19 protein-coding genes are annotated in these 17,991 nt (G+C 70.3%); 8 read left to right on the forward strand and 11 right to left on the reverse strand.

Annotated elements, in window-relative coordinates; genetic code table 11:
* Positions 1-4: 4 nt before the first annotated feature.
* The 4 genes from ACWGDB_RS22735 to ACWGDB_RS22750 form a co-directional block, all read right to left on the reverse strand.
* Positions 5-838: a MetQ/NlpA family ABC transporter substrate-binding protein gene (locus tag ACWGDB_RS22735; protein ID WP_383607796.1), complete on the reverse strand. Its 834-nt coding sequence runs from the start codon at positions 836-838 to the stop codon at positions 5-7.
* A gap of 78 nt (positions 839-916) precedes the next feature.
* Positions 917-1,642 carry a methionine ABC transporter permease gene (locus ACWGDB_RS22740; RefSeq protein ID WP_369269910.1) on the reverse strand — a complete coding sequence of 242 codons (726 nt, stop codon included), beginning with the start codon at positions 1,640-1,642 and terminating at the stop codon, positions 917-919.
* The gene (locus ACWGDB_RS22745; protein ID WP_453824061.1) at positions 1,639-2,688 is read right to left on the reverse strand and encodes a methionine ABC transporter ATP-binding protein; all 1,050 of its coding nucleotides are present in this window, start codon (positions 2,686-2,688) and stop codon (positions 1,639-1,641) included. The genes ACWGDB_RS22740 and ACWGDB_RS22745 overlap by 4 nt, the downstream gene beginning before the upstream one ends.
* A gap of 380 nt (positions 2,689-3,068) precedes the next feature.
* Entirely contained in the window at positions 3,069-3,719 is a 651-nt protein-coding gene (locus ACWGDB_RS22750; protein WP_453824062.1) for an HAD-IA family hydrolase, read from the reverse strand.
* Between the two features lie 272 nt (positions 3,720-3,991).
* Here ACWGDB_RS22750 and ACWGDB_RS22755 point away from each other — a divergent pair, with 272 nt between their 5' ends.
* Complete coding sequence (locus tag ACWGDB_RS22755; protein ID WP_453824063.1) at positions 3,992-4,351, forward strand: hypothetical protein; 360 nt, start codon at positions 3,992-3,994, stop codon at positions 4,349-4,351.
* On the forward strand, positions 4,332-4,781 hold the full coding sequence (locus ACWGDB_RS22760) for a hypothetical protein (protein ID WP_383607786.1): 450 nt from the start codon (positions 4,332-4,334) through the stop codon (positions 4,779-4,781). The genes ACWGDB_RS22755 and ACWGDB_RS22760 overlap by 20 nt, the downstream gene beginning before the upstream one ends.
* A 34-nt stretch (positions 4,782-4,815) precedes the next feature.
* On the opposite strand, the gene ACWGDB_RS22765 is transcribed toward ACWGDB_RS22760, so the two are convergent.
* The 3 genes from ACWGDB_RS22765 to ACWGDB_RS22775 form a co-directional block, all read right to left on the reverse strand.
* Complete coding sequence (locus tag ACWGDB_RS22765) at positions 4,816-5,313, reverse strand: GNAT family N-acetyltransferase (protein ID WP_453824064.1); 498 nt, start codon at positions 5,311-5,313, stop codon at positions 4,816-4,818.
* Positions 5,314-5,358: 45 nt separating this feature from the next.
* Positions 5,359-5,868, reverse strand: a complete 510-nt coding sequence (locus ACWGDB_RS22770) for a sigma-70 family RNA polymerase sigma factor (RefSeq protein WP_453824065.1) — start codon at positions 5,866-5,868, stop codon at positions 5,359-5,361.
* Positions 5,869-5,942: 74 nt separating this feature from the next.
* Positions 5,943-7,112 (reverse strand): glycerophosphodiester phosphodiesterase, encoded by a 1,170-nt coding sequence (locus ACWGDB_RS22775; RefSeq protein WP_453824066.1) that lies wholly within the window; start codon positions 7,110-7,112, stop codon positions 5,943-5,945.
* Positions 7,113-7,482: 370 nt separating this feature from the next.
* Here ACWGDB_RS22775 and ACWGDB_RS22780 point away from each other — a divergent pair, with 370 nt between their 5' ends.
* On the forward strand, positions 7,483-8,157 hold the full coding sequence (locus tag ACWGDB_RS22780) for a lysophospholipid acyltransferase family protein (RefSeq protein ID WP_362381384.1): 675 nt from the start codon (positions 7,483-7,485) through the stop codon (positions 8,155-8,157).
* Positions 8,158-8,486: 329 nt separating this feature from the next.
* On the opposite strand, the gene ACWGDB_RS22785 is transcribed toward ACWGDB_RS22780, so the two are convergent.
* From ACWGDB_RS22785 to argH, 4 genes are all read right to left on the reverse strand, one after another.
* Entirely contained in the window at positions 8,487-10,013 is a 1,527-nt protein-coding gene (locus ACWGDB_RS22785) for an MFS transporter (protein ID WP_453824067.1), read from the reverse strand.
* Positions 10,010-10,561 carry a TetR/AcrR family transcriptional regulator gene (locus ACWGDB_RS22790; protein ID WP_383607776.1) on the reverse strand — a complete coding sequence of 184 codons (552 nt, stop codon included), beginning with the start codon at positions 10,559-10,561 and terminating at the stop codon, positions 10,010-10,012. Before ACWGDB_RS22790 ends, ACWGDB_RS22785 begins: the two co-directional genes overlap by 4 nt.
* Positions 10,562-10,643: 82 nt before the next feature.
* Positions 10,644-11,615, reverse strand: coding sequence for an aldo/keto reductase (locus tag ACWGDB_RS22795; protein WP_453824068.1), 972 nt, complete (start codon positions 11,613-11,615; stop codon positions 10,644-10,646).
* Between the two features lie 195 nt (positions 11,616-11,810).
* Positions 11,811-13,244: an argininosuccinate lyase gene (gene argH / locus ACWGDB_RS22800; RefSeq protein WP_453824069.1), complete on the reverse strand. Its 1,434-nt coding sequence runs from the start codon at positions 13,242-13,244 to the stop codon at positions 11,811-11,813.
* 265 nt (positions 13,245-13,509) lie between these two features.
* Between argH and ACWGDB_RS22805 the strand changes: the two genes are divergently transcribed.
* The 5 genes from ACWGDB_RS22805 to ACWGDB_RS22825 all read left to right on the forward strand — a co-directional run.
* Positions 13,510-14,430, forward strand: a complete 921-nt coding sequence (locus tag ACWGDB_RS22805; protein ID WP_453824070.1) for a hypothetical protein — start codon at positions 13,510-13,512, stop codon at positions 14,428-14,430.
* Positions 14,431-14,547: 117 nt separating this feature from the next.
* The gene (locus ACWGDB_RS22810; protein WP_362381115.1) at positions 14,548-15,135 is read left to right on the forward strand and encodes a pyridoxamine 5'-phosphate oxidase family protein; all 588 of its coding nucleotides are present in this window, start codon (positions 14,548-14,550) and stop codon (positions 15,133-15,135) included.
* Between the two features lie 3 nt (positions 15,136-15,138).
* Complete coding sequence (locus ACWGDB_RS22815) at positions 15,139-15,840, forward strand: L,D-transpeptidase family protein (protein ID WP_453824071.1); 702 nt, start codon at positions 15,139-15,141, stop codon at positions 15,838-15,840.
* Between the two features lie 96 nt (positions 15,841-15,936).
* Positions 15,937-17,319 (forward strand): ferredoxin reductase family protein, encoded by a 1,383-nt coding sequence (locus ACWGDB_RS22820; RefSeq protein ID WP_453824072.1) that lies wholly within the window; start codon positions 15,937-15,939, stop codon positions 17,317-17,319.
* Positions 17,320-17,364: 45 nt separating this feature from the next.
* Positions 17,365-17,991: FMN-binding protein (locus ACWGDB_RS22825; protein ID WP_453824073.1), on the forward strand; the 627-nt coding region annotated here is incomplete at its 3' end.

A 17,991-nucleotide genomic window follows, 5' to 3' on the forward strand; every position in this document is an offset into this window, starting at 1 on the left:
CTCATCAGAAGGCCGCGACGACCGCGCCGTCGTACTTGTCCTCGATGAACTTCTTCACCTCGGGCGAGGTGAGCAGCTTCGCGAGCTTCTGCACGCGCGGGTCGTCCTCGTTGCCCTTCTTCACCGCGAGGAAGTTGCCGTACGGGTTGTCCTTGGGCGACTCGGCGGCGATGGCGTCCTCGGCCGGGCTGAGGTCGGCCTCCAGCGCGTAGTTGCCGTTGATGACGGCGGCGTCGACGTCGCCGAGGGAGCGCGGCAGCTGGGCCGCCTCCAACTCCTTGAAGTTCAGGTTCCTGGGGTTGGAGGCGACGTCCTTGGGGGTCGCGTCGTAGCCGACGCCGGCCTTCAGCTTGATGACGCCGTTCGCTTCCAGGAGCTTGAGCGCGCGGGCCTCGTTGGTGGTGTCGTTCGGCAGGGCGACCGTGGCGCCCTTCTTGAGGTCCGTCAGCTTCTTGACGCCCTGGGAGTACACGCCGAGCGGCTCCAGGTGCACGGTGGCGTTCGGCACGGCGACGATGTCGGTGCCGTTCTTCTTGTTGAAGTCGTCCAGGTACGGCTGGTGCTGGAAGTAGTTGGCGTCGACCTCACCCTGCTGGACGGCCGTGTTCGGCGTCACGTAGTCGGTGAACTCCCGGACCTCGAGCTCGAGGCCCGCCTTCTCGGCGAGGTTTTCCTTGATGTAGGTGAGGATCTCGCCCTGCGGGGTCGGCGTGGCGGCGACCTTCAGCGGGGCGCTCGCGTCGGAACCGGAGTCCTTGTCCGAGCCGCAGGCGGAGAGCCCGAGGGTGAGGGCTCCGGCGGCGAGGACAGCAGTGGTGATCTTGGCGGTGTTACGCACGAAAAGTGCCTTTCCTTATGGGTGGTGCGACCCCGACTTGGGTGTTCGGGGAGTTTCTGGGTGCCCGTCCGGGAGGGTTCAGACGGTCTTGCTCGTGGCCGTGGAGGCCTTGAGCAGGCGGAGTTTGGGCGCCGCGCCCGAGTGGCCGCCCCTGCGGTGCAGGGAGCGGGCGGTGTAGTCGCCGGCGAACTGGATGAGGGAGATGACGACGGCGAGGATCCCGACGGTCAGCCACATCAGTTCGGTCTCGAAGCGCTGGTAGCCGTAGCGGATGGCGATGTCGCCGAGGCCGCCGGCGCCGACCGTGCCGGCCATGGCCGAGTAGCCGATGAGGGCGACGATCGTGGTCGTGGTGCTGGCGATGAGCGAGGGCAGGGACTCGGGTACGAGGACCTTGCGGACGATGGTCCAGGTGTTGCCGCCCATCGACTGCACGGCCTCGACGAGCCCGCCGTCCACTTCGCGGACAGCCGTCTCGACGAGACGGGCGAAGAAGGGGATCGCACCGATCGCGAGCGGCACGATGGCGGCCTCGCGGCCGATGGTCGTACCGGTGATCGAGCGCGTGAAGCCCATCAGCGCGACCATCAGGATGATGAACGGCATCGAGCGGGCGACGTTCACGATCTGCCCGATGACCTTGTTGGCGACGACGTTCTGCAGCAGGCCGCCCTTGTCGGTGAGGACGAGGAGGATGCCGAGCGGAAGGCCGCCGACGACCGCGATGAGGGTGGACCAGCCGACCATGTAGAGGGTGTCCCAACACGCCTGCTCCAGCAGGGGCTGCATCTCGGACCAGGTCACTTGGCACCTTCCTTCACCAGCGCGGAGACGGGCTGCCGGGCCTCTTGGCCGACGACGTCGATCTGCAGGCCCTGTTCGCGCAGGAAGCCGATCGGCACGACGTTGTCCTCGTAGCGGCCGGGAAGTTCGATGCGCATCCGGCCGACCTGGAGACCGCCGACGGTGTCGATGGCGGCGCCGAGGATCGAGATGTCGATGTTGTAGGTGCGCGAGAGCTGCGAGATGACCGGCTGGGTGGCGGCCTCGCCCTGGAAGGTCACGTCGACGACGGTGCGGTCGTCGGCGGAGGCCTCCCCGCCCAGCGGGAAGAGCGCGGAGGCCAGTTCGGAGCCGGGGGTCGCGAGCAGTTCGCTGACCGTGCCGGACTCCACGACGCGCCCGTTCTCCATGAGCGCGGCCGAGTCGCAGATCGACTTCACGACGTCCATCTCGTGGGTGATGAGCAGGACGGTCAGGCCCAGCTGCCGGTTCAGGTCGCGCAGCAGCTGGAGGATGGAGCGGGTGGTCTCCGGGTCGAGGGCGCTGGTGGCCTCGTCGGAGAGCAGCACCTTGGGGTCGCCGGCCAGGGCGCGGGCGATGCCGACGCGCTGCTTCTGGCCGCCGGAGAGCTGGGCGGGGTAGGCCTTGGCCTTGTCCGCGAGACCCACCAGGTCGAGCAGTTCGAGCGCCTTGCGGGAGCGGTCCTTGCCGGACGTGCCGAGGATTTCGAGCGGCAGCTCGACGTTGTCCTGGACGGTCCGCGAGGACAGCAGGTTGAAGTGCTGGAAGACCATGCCGATACGGCTGCGCGCCCGGCGCAGCTCCCGGCCGGCCCGGGGACCGCGTCCCGCCAGGGCCGTGAGGTCCTGCCCGGCGACGGACACCGTGCCGGCGGTGGGGCGCTCCAGCAGGTTGATGCAGCGGATGAGGGAGGACTTGCCGGCGCCGGACTGGCCGATGACGCCGTAGACCTCGCCTTCGCGGACGTGCAGGTCGACGCCGTCGAGGGCTGTGACCTCACGGCCGCGCGAGCGATAGACCTTGGTCAGGCCCGAGGTGGTGATCACTGGGTTTCCGTCACTGTCGAGTGCACGGCGCATCGTGGGCACCGAACACGGGGCATTCGTGGTCGAAGGCGGCCGGAACGCAGCACGGTTTCCCGCGAACGCGGTGGAACCGGGGGCAGACGTGTGCGTGGGGCGCGGCTCAGTCACGTACGTGGGGCGTACGGGCGGACATGAGCGGGCTCTCGCTTCGGGGCGCGAGGCTCAGATGGTGCAGGGGCCCTCTAGAAGGCGCACATTCGACACATACAACGAGCACCGGGCGCAAGGGTCGCCTCGGTCGCAAGGGTGCGGCAGCTCGTCGTGGTCATGCGATCAGTAAACCAGACGTACGGTCCTTACCGACCGCCGCTGTCCGCATACTGGACAGCGGCGGACAGCTCTCAGCCGCGTACGGAGATCTCGACTCCGGTGTCGGTGACCAGGGCGGACAGGGCCGACAGGTCCTTCACCACGTAGTCGGCGTCGAGCTCGTGGGCCTGGTGGGTTGTGGTGAACGCCACGGTGGTCATTCCGGCGGCGCGACCGGCCGCCAGACCGGCGGGGGCGTCCTCGAAGACCACGCAGTGCGCGGGGTCGACGCCCAGTTGCCGGGCGGCGAGGAGGTAGGGCTCGGGGTCGGGCTTGCCGCGTGTGATGTCGTCGGCGGCGATCAGGGTCTTGGGCAGGATGCCGACGGCGTCGAGGCGGGCCTCGGCGAGGCGCCGGGTGGCGGAGGTGACGACGCCCCAGCGGTCGGCGGGCAGCGAGTCGAGGAAGTCCTTGGTGCCGGGCAGCAGGTGGACGCCGCCGTTGGGCACGTCCTCCACCTCCAGTGCCTCGATCCGCGCGAGGGCCTCCGGCACGACGTCGGCGGGCAGCAGGTCGGCGGCTATCTCCACCGCCGGCCGGCCGTGCAGCTCCACCCGCCCGAACTCCTCGGCCGTGATCCCGTACTCACCGGCCCACCTGGTCCAGCAGCGGTCCACGGAGTCGAGGGAGGAGACCAGGGTGCCGTCGTTGTCGAACAGGAGAGCGCGTGCGTGGATCGTCATGGTCCAGACCCTACGGGGCCGCCGGAGCTCGCCGGACACGGCCTCGGGCGTCGATCATGCCTGCCGCACCTGATCGAGACGGGGCCGAATCCGGTGTTCACCGTCAGGCCCGCGCCCGATGCCGGCGAGTGGCAGCGCGGGGTGTTGCGGCGGTGCGTGAACGGTGTCCTGGTCGCCGACGAACCGGCCTGCCGACCACCGCCGGCCGACCGCCGGGGTCGGGCGCCGGGGCCGGGCGCATCAGGCCTTTTGGCCCGTAATAGGCTCGCCACATGTTTGATGCCCTGACGCTGGTGACCGGGGTCGCCGCGCTGCTGCTCGCCGCGTGGTGCGGTTGGGCGGCGTACCGTGATCAGCCGACGAAGGACTGGCACTTCATCGGCATGGCCGTGGTGACGCTGCTGACCCTGGTGCAGCTGGTGATCGGGATCGTGCTGCTGGCGCGGGGCGAGGAGCCGGAGCAGGGCACGACGATCTTCGTGGCCTATCTGCTGGGCTCGTTCGCGTGCATCCCGGCCGCCGGGTTCATGTCGCTGGCCGAGCGGAGCAAGTGGGGGTCGGTGACGGTCGCCGCGGGCGGCGTGGTGCTGGCCGTGCTCGAGGTGCGGCTCTATGACATCTGGGGAGGCTGAGGTGGCCGTGACGCAGGAGAAGCCCGGCAGGGCACGGCTGATCAGCGGGCCCGGGATCGTACTGGTGTGGCTGTACGGCGTGATGGTGGTCGGCGCCGTGTCACGGTCGGCGTACCAGATCGCGACCGAGTTCGACCGGGCGCCGCTCGCCTACTCGTTGTCGGCGGTGGCGGGCGTGGTGTACGGCTTCATCACGTACACGCTCGTGCGCGGCGGCGAGACGGCACGCAAGGCCGCGCGGATCTGCTGCGCGGCCGAACTGGTGGGCGTGCTGGTCGTAGGCACGTGGACCCTCGTCGAGCCGTCGGCGTTTCCCGATGCGACCGTGTGGTCCGACTTCGGCATGGGGTACTTGTTCATTCCCGTGCTTTTGCCGCTGTCCGCGCTGTATTGGCTGCGGAAGCGGGCGCCGCACGGGGATGCCGCCTGAGGGTGTCAGGCGGCAGGCTGCCCGTCGTGCCGGGTCACGCTGTTGTTGCGTACGCGCCCGCCGGCTTCTCCAGGACGACCATCGGGACCCCGTCCGCCCCCTTCGACGTGCCCACCGCCTCGTAGCCCACCTTGCGGTACAGGCGCAGGTTGCCCTCGCTGCGGTGGCCGGCCTCCAGGCGGAACCTCTTGGCGCCGCGCTGTTCGGTCAGGTCGGCTTCCGCGGCGCGCAGGAGGCGGGCACCGATGCCGTGGCCCTGGAGGCGCGGGTGGACGCAGAGCTTGCCGATGGCCGCCGCGCCGTCCTCGGTGACGCTGCCGCGGACGGAGCCGACCACCTCCTCGCCGAGACGCGCCACGAAGACGCAGTCCGCGGCGACCTCCGCACGGACCGAGTCCAGTGTCTGGACGAGCGGGTCGATGCGGTAGTTGCCGTACAGCGCCGCCTCGCTCTGGAAGCACAGGTACTGCAGCCTGAAGATCTGCTCCGCGTCCTGCTCGGTCGCCGCCGAGATGGTCACGCTCATGCCCATGTGCGCACGCCTCCCGCTCACCTGATCGCCTGTCGTCCCTCACTCCTATCCCCGCGCTCCGCGGGCCGCAACCTCCGGCGTGAGCATTCGACGCAGACATCCCAGGCATCTGGAACGTTCCGGGCCGAGACTGCCCTGTGAGATACCCAACTCCCCCGCGATTTCCCGGTATGTCAGGTCGTTCGGGGAGAGCAGGGCCTCGACGAGGCGAGGGCACCGGCCGGGGAGACGGCGCACCGCGTCGCGCAGGGCGCGGTGGCGGGCGGCCGCGAGGGCGAGGTGCTCGGGGTCGTGGCGGTCGGTGTCGGCGGCGGGCTCGTGCTCGTACGGCCGTTCATGGCGTGTCGTACGGCGGCTTCGGCGGGCCTCGGCGCGGACCGCCCTGCGCAGCCAGCCCGGCGGATCCGCGGGCGGACCGTCGGAGTCGAGGCGTTCCAGGAGGCGGAGCCAGACCGCCTGTTCCAGGTCGCCCGGCTCCGCTCCGGAGGCAGGTGCCTCGGCAAAGGCCTCCGCGAGGAGCAGCGGGCGCAGGGCGGCAACCAGGTCGTCCCTCATATGCGGCACGACGCGGCCGCCCGGGCGCGGGGTTGCCCGGGCGGCCGACAGTCACCCCAACCGGGGCGCGGGTCTCAGCCGTTGACGAAGTCCTCGCGGGCCAGCAGGCCGGTGTCGGGGTTGTCGGTGAAGACGCCGTCGATGCCGGTCGCGAAGTACGTCCGGTAGGCGCCGAAGACGTCACCGTAGGCGTCCGCGTCGGTGCCCTTGCGGAAGCTCGTCGGCAGGAAGGGGTTCTCGTTGCGCATCGTGTAGGGGTGCAGGATCAGCCCGACCTTGTGCGCGTCGGCGACCAGCGTGGTGGGCTGGGTGAGGTTGCCGTTCGCGTCCTTCGGGATGACCAGGTCCAGGGTGGGGCCGATGCCCTGGGCGTAGGAGGCGATCTCCCTGAGGCCGGCCGGCTTGACCAGGTCGGCGACCGTGCGCGGGTCGCCCGTCTCGACGAAGTCCCAGGGGCGGGTGGCCGCACCGGAGAGCAGGACGACCAACGGGTTGTCGACGAGCTTGTTAAGCCGCTGGATGCTGGTCGGCTCGAAGGACTGGAGGATGACGGGCGAGTTCCGCCGGTCCTTGCCGTACTTGTGCAGCACCTTGGCGACCCGCTCCTCCAGGGCGAGGCCCTGCTTGCGGAAGTAGGTGGGGTGCTTGAGCTCGGGGTAGATCCAGACCTGCTTGCCGCGCTTGCGGCTCTGCTCGTCCCGCCACCTCAGGACCTCTTCGAAGGTGGGGATCTCCCAGCGGCCGTTGTAGAGGGTGTTGTGCGGGCGGTTGGCCGGGATGCGCTCGATCGCGCGCAGGGTCTTCAGCTCGGCGAGCGTGAAGTCCTCGGTGAACCAGCCGGTGGTGGCGACGCCGTCGAGGGACTTCGTCTTCTTGCGGTCGGCGAACTCGGGATGGTTCGCGACGTCGGTCGTGCCGCCGATCTCCGGCTCGTGCCGGCAGACGAGGTGGCCGTCCTTGGTGGGCACCAGGTCGCCCGCCTCGATGATGTCGGCGCCCATGTCGAGGGCCAGCCGGTAGGAGCCGAGGGTGTGCTCGGGCCGGTAGCCGCTGGCACCGCGGTGGCCGATGATCGTCGGCTTGGGCAGGCTCTTCAGGCCTCCGCCCGAGCCGCCGTGCCGTGCCTCGGCCGCTCTCGCCGTACCGGACAGCCCGAGGACCGCTCCGCCCGCGCCGAGCACAGCCGCGCCGAGAAGCATCCGCCGTCCGGTGACGCCCGTCTGCTCGTTCTCCTGGGTTCCCATGAGGGCCCTCCTGACCGTCCGCCCATTTCAGTGCGGGCCGATCGTAGGTGCGTGTCCATGACGGATGGGAGACCTGCGGCGGAACTCGCGGGTGATGCTGAATGTCGTACCGGAACGGTGAGGTGACGGCCCGTCGGAATGCCTACGGCCGTCCGGGGAACGCGTCCGGTAGGCCCTCGGGGCGATGTCCGTCACATCATGGCGAACGCGTTACGTGCCGTTCTCGGCGTGCCACCGCAGGTAAACGTGCGTCAACAGTGCGTAAGGCGTAGGTGAAGTCGGCCCACCCGATGTGCGGGACCCGGGGAACCGCGAGTATCGTCCTCACCTGCACAGACTTATACCGAATCCCTTGACACCGGAGGGCCCGTTGTCCCGCTTCGCGCTCATCAAGGCAGTGCTCGGACCGATCATGCGCCTGATGTTCCGCCCACAGGTGGAGGGCGCGGAGCACATCCCGGGCGACGGTCCGGTCATCCTGGCCGGCAACCACCTCACGTTCATCGACTCGATGATCCTGCCGCTGGTCTGCGACCGTCAGGTCCTGTTCATCGGCAAGGACGAGTACGTCACCGGCAAGGGCCTCAAGGGCCGGCTGATGGCCTGGTTCTTCACCGGCGTCGGCATGATCCCCGTCGACCGTGACGGCGGCCGCGGCGGCGTGGCCGCGCTGATGACCGGGCGCCGGATCCTGGAGGAGGGCAACGTCTTCGGGATCTACCCCGAGGGCACGCGCTCTCCCGACGGACGGCTGTACCGGGGGCGCACCGGCATCGCGCGCCTGACGCTGATGACCGGGGCGCCGGTCGTCCCGTTCGCGATGATCGGCACGGACAAGATTCAGCCGGGTGGGGCGGGGATGCCCCGGCCGCGCAAGGTCACGGTCCGCTTCGGCGAGGCGATGGAGTTCTCGCGGTACGAGGGGATGGACCGGGACCGGTACGTGCTGCGCGCGGTGACCGACTCCGTGATGGCGGAGGTCATGCGGCTGTCCGGGCAGGAGTACGTGGACATGTACGCGAGCAAGGCCAAGGAAGCGGCGTAGCTCCGCTGGTTTGGCGGGGCCGGGGGGTCGGCGGGGCCGCGGGTTGTTCTCGGGGTGCGGGTGCGTTGGGGCTGGTCGCGCAGTTCCCCGCGCCCCTGAAGGGCATCGACGCGCGGCACATCCCTGGTTCGGCGGCCCGGGGGGTCGAAGGGGGCGCGGGTTGTGCTCGGGGTGCGGGTCCGTTGTGGTGGTTGCGCAGTTCCCCGCGCCCCTGAAGGGCGTCGACGCCAGGCACATCCGTGTGCGGTGTGGGTGCAAAGCTGACGCAGCCCCGCGCCCCTGCTCCCCGCGCCCCTGAGGGCGCGGGGAGGGCAGGTCGCTCGAGAACCTCAGGCGGCGTTGTCCAGCCGCTGGTTGCGGAGCAGGAACCACGCTGCCACCGCCGCAGCGAGCAGTACGGCCGCTCCGGCTCCCGCCGCGAGGGCGAGACCGTCGACGAAGGAACTCCGGGCGGCGTCCAGCATCACCTCGGAGGTCTGCGCCGGCATTCCTGCCGCCGCTTCCACCGCACCACCCAGTGACTCGTGCGCCTCCGCCGGAGTGCCCGCCGGACCCGTGAAGTCCCGGTAGACGCCCGTCACGATCGAGCCCAGCACCGCGATACCCAGGGCGGCACCCAACTCGTACGCCGTCTCCGACACCGCCGACGCCGCGCCCGCCTGCTCCTTCGGGACGCTGGAGAGGATCACGTCCGACGTCACCGTGAAGGAGAAGCCCGCGCCGACACCGACCACCAGCAGGGCGGCGCCCAGCAGGGGGTAGCCGGTCGAGCGGTCGATGACCGTGAGCGCGGCCAGGGCGAGGCCGATGGCCGCGAGGCCGCCGGAGACGACGGCCCGTACCGAGTAGCGGCGGGCCACGCGACCGGCGATCAGGCCGGCGACGACCGCGCCGATCGCGGCGGGCAGCTCGGCGAGGCCCGCCTCGAACGGGCCCCTGCCCTGTACGAGTTGCAGGAACTGGGAGAGGAAGAACACCAGGCCGGACAGGCCGAGGATGGTCAGCAGGTCGGCCAGCACCGCGCCGCTGAAGCCGCGGTGACGGAACAGTCGCATGTCCAGCAGCGGGGCGGGCAGGGTGAGCTGGCGGCGCACGAAGCCGTACAGCGCGGCGGCGCCCAGCAGGCCCGCGGCGAGCATCACCCAGGTGAAGCCGACAGCGGCCGCCTCCTTGACGGCGTACACGACACCGATCATGCCGACCAGGGACAGGACGACGCTGATCATGTCCCAGGGACCGGGGTTCGGGTTGCGCGACTCGGGCAGCAGCTTGATGCCGACGACCACGAGGACCGCCATCACGGGCAGGTTGATCAGGAAGACCGAGCCCCACCAGAAGTGTTCGAGCAGGAAGCCACCGACGATCGGGCCGACGGCCGTACCGGCGGAGGCGGTCGCGCCCCAGATGCCGATGGCGAGGCTGCGTTCGCGCGGGTCGTGGAAGAGGTTGCGGATCAGGGCGAGCGTGGCCGGCATCAGGGTGGCGCCGGCGACACCGAGCAGGGCCCGGGCGACGATCATCATCTCCGGCGTCGTCGCATAGGCGTTGAGCACGGACACCGCTCCGAACGCCGTGGCACCGACGAGCAGGATCCGCTTGCGGCCTATTCGGTCGCCGAGGCTGCCCATCGACACCAGCAGACCCGCGATGACGAAGGAGTAGACGTCGCCTATCCACAGCAGCTGGGTGCCGGAGGGCTTCAGGTCCTCGCTGATGTAGGGGGTCGCGAGGCCGAGGACGGTCGCGTCCACGGCCACCAGCAGCACGGCGAGGACGAGGACGGACAGCGCGAGCCAACGGCCGGGGCGCTTGGTCACCGCCTCGGTCTTGGTCGCCGACTGCAGGGTGCTGGTCATGATTCCTCTCTTCTGAGCGCGCCGCCGAGCAACAGCTCGACGATCATGTGGTGGAAGTCGTTGGGCGCGACCTTGCCGCTCTGCACGACCCAGGCGCCGGAGGCGAGCAGGCCGAACAGAGCCTCGGTGAGCCACGTGGGTGTGAGGTCGATCCGGAACTCGCCGTTGTCCTGTCCGCGCCGGAACAGCGCGGCGATACGGCCGTCGATCCGCGACCAGCCCTCGTTCACCTCCTCGCCCTCGAACAGCTGGTTCTCGGTGTAGAGGAAGGCGAGGAGTCCGGCGGCGGGCTCGATCCCGCGGACGAGACGTCGTACGGCGTCACCGGCCGGCCCCTCGTCCAGCCGCGCCGAGTCCACCGCGGCCTCGCACTCCGCGATGCCGAGCGACTCCAGCGCCCGGACGAGCGCGTCGCGCCCGGCGAACTGCCGGTGCAGTGTGGCGCGGCTGATCCCGGCGGCCTTGGCGACCTCGTCCATGGTCGCGGTGGATTTACGGGTCAGCAGTGCGGCGGCACTGCGGAGTACGTGGTCACGATCGACGGCCATGAGACAAGAGTAGCCCATGTGAGACACGAATGTCTCACACTGGGCATGCGTGACTCATAGCCGCTGATCAGTGGGGTCTACGTCAGTGCCAGGGCAGCTCTCCGCGCCGATTCCAGTACGCACCCGGCTCCTCGGCCAGCGAACCGAGCCGCTCCAGCTGGGACTCGTCGAGGTCCACGGCGGCGGCGTGCAGGTTGGACACGAGCTGTACGGTCGTCGCCGCGCCCGAGAGCACCACACCCGCCCACGGCTCGCGCAGGATCAGGGCGAGCGCGACGGCGTCGCAGCCCAGACCGGTCTCCGCCGCGACGGCCTTGAGCACGTCCGGCGCGTACGGGTCCGCGAGCCGTCCGTTGGCCATGCCCTCCTTGACGATCACGGTGAGCCCGGCGTCGTGCGCCTCGGCGAGGGCGGGCGCGGCCGAGGTCTCCAGGGCGTTGTACGTCGACTGGACGGTACGGAAGAGCGGCTCGCCGTCGACGGTCACCGCGAGGGCGGCGCGGATGGCGTCGGCCTGGGCCGGGCCGCTGGTGGAGAAGCCGACGGTCAGGCCGGAGGCCGCTGCTTCGGCCAGCCTGGCGTGCAGGTCCTTGTCGGTGAGGGCGGGGCTGTCCGGGGTCACCGAGTGGATCTGGTAGAGGTCGAGGTGGCTGCCGAGCAGGGCGTCGGACTCGGCGCGCTGACGCTCGTAGGTCTCGAGGCCGTGGTCCTTGACCTCGTGCTTGTCGGCGTCGGTCGTCCAGTCCGCGGTGTAGGTGTAGCCCCACTTGCTGCCCACGACGATGTCGTCGAACGCGGGGCGGGCGTTGAGCCACTCGGCGAGGAACTCCTCCGAGCGGCCGTAGGAGCGGGCGACGTCGAAGTAGCGGACGCCCTGGGCATAGGCGGCGTCGAGAAGTTCGTGGGTGCGGGTGCGCAGCGCTTCGGCGCTGCGGTTCTCCCCGAGATCCTGGTCCCGGCCGAGGTTGATGTAGCCGGGGCGGCCGACGGCGGCGAGGCCGAGTCCGATGTGGCAGGTCGGGGTAGTTGCTGTTGCCAGTCGGGCGAAGGGCATCGCGGGCTCCGTTCGGTCGGCTCCGGTATCGGATTCCGATCAACGTACCCCGCGACGCCCCCGGCAATCGGAGCTCGGCTCGCGTGCGGTGGTTCGGCGAGTGCGGGCTCGTCGTGGCTTGTCGCGCCCACGGGGCGGAGCCGCACATCGACAAAGCCCCGCGCCCCTTGGGGCGCGGGGCTCGGCGGCGTCGGATCAGCTCTGCCGCTTGGCGTTCGCCCAGACGTGCTGCCGCGCCACGTCCTGCTTCACCTCGGCCAGCTGGATCGCCACCGCGCTCGGGGCGGTACCTCCACGGCCGTTCCTGGAAGCCAGGGCACCCGGCACGTTCAGCACCGAGCGCACGTCCGGTGTGAGGTGGGCGGAGATCTTGGCGAACTGGTCGTCCGTCAGGCCGTCGAGTTCCTTGCCCTCGGCCTCGGCGACCTTGACGCACTCGCCGGCGACCTCGTGGGCGACGCGGAACGGGACGCCCTGCTTGACCAGCCACTCGGCGATGTCGGTGGCGAGGGAGAAGCCGGCCGGGGCCAGTTCCTCCATGCGCTCGCGGTTGACGGTGAGGGTGGCCATCATGCCGGTGAAGGCGGGGAGCAGGACCTCCAGCTGGTCGCAGGAGTCGAAGACGGGCTCCTTGTCCTCCTGGAGGTCGCGGTTGTAGGCGAGGGGCAGGGCCTTGAGCGTGGCCAGCAGACCCGTCAGGTTGCCGATCAGGCGGCCGCTCTTGCCGCGCGCCAGCTCCGCGATGTCCGGGTTCTTCTTCTGGGGCATGATCGACGAGCCCGTGGAGAACGCGTCGTGCAGGGTCACGAAGGAGAACTCCTTCGTGTTCCAGATGATGATCTCCTCGGCGATCCGGGAGAGGTTCACGCCGATCATCGCGGTGATGAAGGCGAACTCGGCGACGAAGTCACGGGAGGCCGTGCCGTCGATCGAGTTCGCGGCGGACCCGTGCTCGAAGCCGAGGTCCTTCGCCACCGCCTCCGGGTCCAGGCCGAGGGACGAGCCCGCCAGGGCGCCCGAGCCGTACGGCGAGACCGCCGTCCGCTCGTCCCACTGGCGCAGCCGCTCGGCGTCCCGGGACAGGGACTGGACGTGGGCCAGCACGTGGTGGGCGAAGAGCACCGGCTGGGCGTGCTGCAGGTGGGTGCGGCCGGGCATCGCGACGTCGGGGTGGGCCTCGGCGAGGCCGACCAGGGCGTCCTGGAGATCGGCGACCAGGCCGCCGACGATGCGGGCGTGGTCGCGCAGATACATCCGGAACAGCGTCGCCACCTGGTCGTTCCTCGACCGGCCGGCGCGCAGCTTGCCGCCGAGGTCCGGGCCGAGGCGCTCCAGCAGGCCGCGCTCCAGGGCGGTGTGGACGTCCTCGTCGGCGATCGTGCCCACGAAGGAGCCGTCGGCCACGTCCGCCTCGAGCTGGTCCAGCCCGGCGATCATCCGGGTCAGCTCGTCCCGCGTGAGCAGCCCCGCCTTGTGCAGCACGCGCGCGTGGGCACGCGAACCGGCGATGTCGTAAGGCGCCAGCCGCCAGTCGAAGTGGACGGATGCGGACAGCTTGGCCAGTGCCTCGGCGGGACCGTCGGCGAAACGGCCGCCCCAGAGCCGGACGTCACCGCTGTTGCTGCTCACTTGCGTTGCTCCTAGGGAGGGTTGGTCGGCGTTGCGCCGGGTCGTCGTCAGGCTATGCCCGCGACGGACGCTGAGCGGGAATGCTCGACGACAGGCTGTTGCATGAGTATGCAGAGCTCTGCATGATTCGTCAATCCCAGTCGGGGTGGGCGGGAATTTTGGCCTCCCGTTGAACGCGGGAAACCGCTTACTCGTACCTCTCGCCGAACGCAGGCGCCGCGTTTGTAAAGAAGAAGACACCCCCGAACCCGAGTGAGGCATCCGCATGTCCAGGGCTCTTCCGAAGTACAACAAGCGTCGTGTCGCGTTCGTCGGCGGCGCCGCCGCGGTGGCGCTGTCCGGCACGGTGATCGCCGGTTTCGCCCTGGCCGGGGAGACGGCATCGTCCTCGAAGAGCGCCGGCACGAACGCCCGGACGCTGGCCGGCCCCGGCACCGTCTCGTGCCCGGACGTGACCGGTGAGCTGCCCGCGGTCCCGGCGTCCGCGCAGGCCGAGGTCGACCGCAACCTCGCCCAGCTCCAGACCCAGATCCAGGAAGCCAACCAGCGCCTCGTCGACACCGTCGGCCAGGGCGGCCCCAACTTCGTCCAGAACGCCATCCTCGACCCCCTGGAAGACAAGCGCGTCGCCGCCCTCAACCGCATCGAAACCGCCATCGGCCGCACCGCCGCAAAGCCCGAAGGGCTGGAGGCATTCGCCGCCTGCACGCTCAACGCCGAGGGCGGTGAGGGCGCGGGCGAGGAGGCCGGTGCGGAAGCGGGCGCGGGCGAGGAGGCCGGGGCGGGCGCGGAGGCGGGCGCGGGTGACGAGGCCGGTGCCGCCACGGAGGAGGCCGGCGGCGCTGCGGACGAGGACGGCGGCGGTGCCGCGGGCGAGGCGGGGAACGCCGGCGTCGGCACGATCAGCTGCCCGGACGTGACCGGTGAGCTGCCCGCGGTCCCGGCGTCCGCGCAGGCCGAGGTCGACCGCAACCTCGCCCAGCTCCAGACCCAGATCCAGGAAGCCAACCAGCGCCTCGTCGACACCGTCGGCCAGGGCGGCCCCAACTTCGTCCAGAACGCCATCCTCGACCCCCTCGAGGACAAGCGGGTCGCCGCCCTCAACCGCATCGAAACCGCCATCGGCCGCACCGCCGCAAAACCCGAGGGACTGGAGGCATTCGCCGCCTGCACGCTCACCCAGTGACGTGACAGGCAGCCATGGCCGCCCCGTTGGCACGCCGGCCGGGGCGGCCATGGTGACTCCATATGGACCGCGCAATTCCTTAGACAGGCGAACGATCCGCGTCCATACTCGGTTGACGTGGGAAAAACTTACGAACGCATAGACGGCAGGCTGCGGACCTTCATCGAGGAGCAGCCCCTCTTCTTCACCGCGACCGCTCCGCTGTCCGGCGACGGCACGGTCAACCTCTCCCCCAAGGGCCTCAAGGGTTCCTTCGCGATCCTCGACGAACTGACCGTCGCCTACCTCGACTTCGCCGGCTCCAACGCCGAGACCGTCGCGCATCTGCGGGAGAACGGGCGGATCACCCTGATGTGGTGCGCCTTCCAGGGCCCGCCGAACATCGTCCGTGTCCACGGCCGCGGTGACGCCGTCTTCCGCGACGACCCGCGGTTCAAGGAGCTGCTCGGGCACTTTCCCGACATCGACCCGTCCCTGCACGGGCTGCGCGCCATCATCGTGGTCCGGGCCGACGTCATTCGCGACTCCTGCGGGTACGCGGTGCCCCTGATGACGTACGACGAGGACCGCGACCTGCACGGCAAGCGGTTCGCGCGGGAGGACGACGACTCGCTGAGCGCGTACTTCAGCAAGAAGGAGTACATCGCGACCAGCCTGGATGGCCTACCCGGGCTGCCGTTGCCGCTCCCGCCCTCTAGCGTCTGAGCCATGCGCCCCGGTGTCGTCGCCCTCGCGTCCGCGTCCCTCCTCGTGCTCGGCGCCGCACCCGGCGCCGGAACGCCGAAACCGCTGCCCGCACGCATGGCCGACACCGGTGGCGGCACCCAGCTGATCACCGCCGTGGCGCCGAGGAAGGGCTCGACGTCTGGCACGCTCACCTGGTGGGACCGGGTCGGCGGGACGTGGGTGAAGGCCGGTTCGGCGCCGGCCCGTTTCGGGGCGAAGGGGCTCGTCGAGGGGACCAGCCGCAAGCAGGGCACGAACACGACACCGACGGGGCTGTACGGGCTGCCGTACGCCTTCGGCATCAAGGCGGCGCCGCGCGGCACGGCGTACAAGTACCGGCGGGTGCACCAGGACTCCTGGTGGTGCCAGGACAACGACTCCCGCGCCTACAACCGCTGGAGCGAGCCGCTGGCCCGCGACTGCCGTGCCGCCGAGTCCGAGCACCTGGTCTCCTACGGCGCGCTGTACGCCCACGCGCTCGTCATCGCCTTCAACTACGAGCGCCCCGTGAAGGGCCGCGGCGCCGGCATCTTCCTCCATGTGAAGGGGCGCACGGCGACGGCCGGTTGTGTGTCGGTGTCCGAGGCGGCCATGAAGCGGATCCTCAAGTGGGCCGATCCGGGACGGAAGCCGCACATCGCGATCGGGACGGCGAGCGGGTCCACGGCGATCACCCGTTACTGAGAAAGCACCACTGAACACACTGACCTCCCCGCACGTACCTCTGGGCCAAGGGACCACGCCCATCACCACCCCCTTGCTCCCGTCCCCGGAGGAACCGTGACCACCACGCTCGCAGGCGGCCGTGCCGCTCGCCGCCAGACGATGCGCCGCATCCGCCCGCGCCGCTCCCCGGCCGTCCCTCTGGTGATCGCCCTATGGGCGGGCGCGGCGGCGGTGCTGTGGTTGTGGTGGGACAACACGCCGTCCCTCGCGGACAACACGGCCAAGATCATCGCCGCGGGCCGGATCACCGGCCTGCTCGCCGGCTACCTGATGGCGCTCGTGGTGCTCCAGATGGCCCGGGTGCCCGCGCTGGAGCGACGCGTGGGCTCGGACCGGGTCGCGCGCTGGCACGCGATGAGCGGCCGGTACACCATCTGCCTGGTCATCGCGCACGTCTTCCTCATCATGTGGGGATACGCGCTCCAGGCCGGCAAGACGCTCGGCGACGTCGTCCAGCAGACGGTCGACTCGGTCAACACGCTGCCGGACATGGGCAAGGCGGCGATCGGCACCGGGCTGCTGTTCTTCATTGCGTTCATCTCGATCGGGGGCATCCGCCGCCGCATCCCGTACGACACCTGGTACCACGTGCACCTGCTGACGTACGCGGCGGTGTTCCTGACGTTCTGGCACCAGATCTCCACCGGCAACGAGTTCGCCGTCGAGCCCACCGCGAAGACCTTCTGGTACGGGCTGTACGGCGTGGTCACCGCGCTGGTGGTCTGGTACCGGATCCTCACGCCGATCCGCCTCAACCTGCGGCACCGGATGTACGTCGAGGCGGTCATCGAGGAGACGCCGGGCATCGTGTCCGTGCTGATCGGCGGGCGCAAGCTGCACCGGATCGGGGCGGAGGCCGGACAGTTCTTCCGGTGGCGGTTCAAGGCGCCCGGGATGCGGTTCAGCTCCCACCCGTACTCGCTGTCGGCGGCGCCCCGCCCCGACATGCTGCGGATCACGGTCAAGGCGATCGGCGACCACACATCGCGGCTGCGTGACCTGAAGCCCGGCACCAAGGTGTGGGCCGAGGGGCCGTACGGCGCGCTGACCGCCCAGCGACGCAGCCGCGGCAAGGTGCTGCTGGTCGCCGGCGGGGTCGGCATCACCCCGATGCGAGCCCTGTTCGAGACGCTGCCGGGCGCGTCCGGCGACATCACCCTGCTCTACCGGGCCAACAGCACCCAGGACCTGGCGCTGTGGGACGAGCTCTCCAAGATCGCCGACGAGCGCGGGGCCCGGCTGATGTACGCGGTCAACAGCCCGGACGGGGAGCGGCCCGACATCTCGGCGGAGCGGTTGCAGCAGAAGCTGCCCGACATCGACAAGCACGACGTGTTCATGTGCGGGCCGGCCGGCTTCGCGCAGTCCGTCTACGAAGCACTGCGCGGCGCGGGTGTGCCCGCCCGCCGCATCCATCACGAGTCGTTCGAGATGTGAGCGACGGGACTTCGAGACTTCAAGACTTCAGGAGCTGTAGAAGCCATGAGGAAGAGTCACCCGATTCGCCGCGTTGTGCTGGCCGGCGCCGCCACCGTGTCCGGGATCGTGCTGCTGCTGTCGCTGAAGCCCGCGACCGACCCGGGCTCCGCACAGGCGGCGGGCGTCGGCGCACCCCCGGCGGCCTCGGCCCAGGGCGGCGCCCAGGCGGCGTCCGGCACGGTCACCGGTGACGCGGCGCAGACCCAGTACGGCGCCGTGCAGGTGCGGCTGACCGTCGCCAACGGAAAGATCACCAAGGCCGAGGCGGTCCAGGCACCCAAGGGCGGCCAGAGCGACCAGATCACCGCGAACGCCGTACCCAAGCTCAACCAGGCGGTGGTCACCGCGCAGAGCGCGAACGTCGACGCCGTGTCCGGGGCGACGTACACCAGCAACGGCTACAAGAAGTCCGTCCAGTCGGCGATCGACAAGGCGAACGCGAGCGCCGGCTCCCAGGGCTCGGGCGGCTCCGCCCAGGCCGCCACGGTCACCGGTGACGCCGTCCAGACCCAGTACGGCGCCGTCCAGGTCCGTGTCACCGTCGCCGGCGGGAAGATCACCAAGGCCGAGGCCGTCCAGGCACCCAAGGGCGGCCAGAGCGACCAGATCACCGCCAACGCCGTACCCAAA

The sequence above is a fragment of the Streptomyces sp. NPDC055013 genome, from assembly GCF_053608645.1.

Coding starts and splice junctions, on each gene's coding strand:
- ACWGDB_RS22815 (WP_453824071.1), top strand. CDS start 15,139: ATGCGCCCCGGTGTCGTCGCCCTCGCGTCCGCGTCCCTCCTCGTGCTC.
- ACWGDB_RS22775 (WP_453824066.1), bottom strand. CDS start 7,112: ATGGGAACCCAGGAGAACGAGCAGACGGGCGTCACCGGACGGCGGATG.
- ACWGDB_RS22770 (WP_453824065.1), bottom strand. CDS start 5,868: ATGAGGGACGACCTGGTTGCCGCCCTGCGCCCGCTGCTCCTCGCGGAG.
- ACWGDB_RS22790 (WP_383607776.1), bottom strand. CDS start 10,561: ATGGCCGTCGATCGTGACCACGTACTCCGCAGTGCCGCCGCACTGCTG.
- ACWGDB_RS22765 (WP_453824064.1), bottom strand. CDS start 5,313: ATGGGCATGAGCGTGACCATCTCGGCGGCGACCGAGCAGGACGCGGAG.
- ACWGDB_RS22760 (WP_383607786.1), top strand. CDS start 4,332: ATGACATCTGGGGAGGCTGAGGTGGCCGTGACGCAGGAGAAGCCCGGC.
- ACWGDB_RS22750 (WP_453824062.1), bottom strand. CDS start 3,719: ATGACGATCCACGCACGCGCTCTCCTGTTCGACAACGACGGCACCCTG.
- ACWGDB_RS22755 (WP_453824063.1), top strand. CDS start 3,992: ATGTTTGATGCCCTGACGCTGGTGACCGGGGTCGCCGCGCTGCTGCTC.
- ACWGDB_RS22795 (WP_453824068.1), bottom strand. CDS start 11,615: ATGCCCTTCGCCCGACTGGCAACAGCAACTACCCCGACCTGCCACATC.
- ACWGDB_RS22805 (WP_453824070.1), top strand. CDS start 13,510: ATGTCCAGGGCTCTTCCGAAGTACAACAAGCGTCGTGTCGCGTTCGTC.
- ACWGDB_RS22785 (WP_453824067.1), bottom strand. CDS start 10,013: ATGACCAGCACCCTGCAGTCGGCGACCAAGACCGAGGCGGTGACCAAG.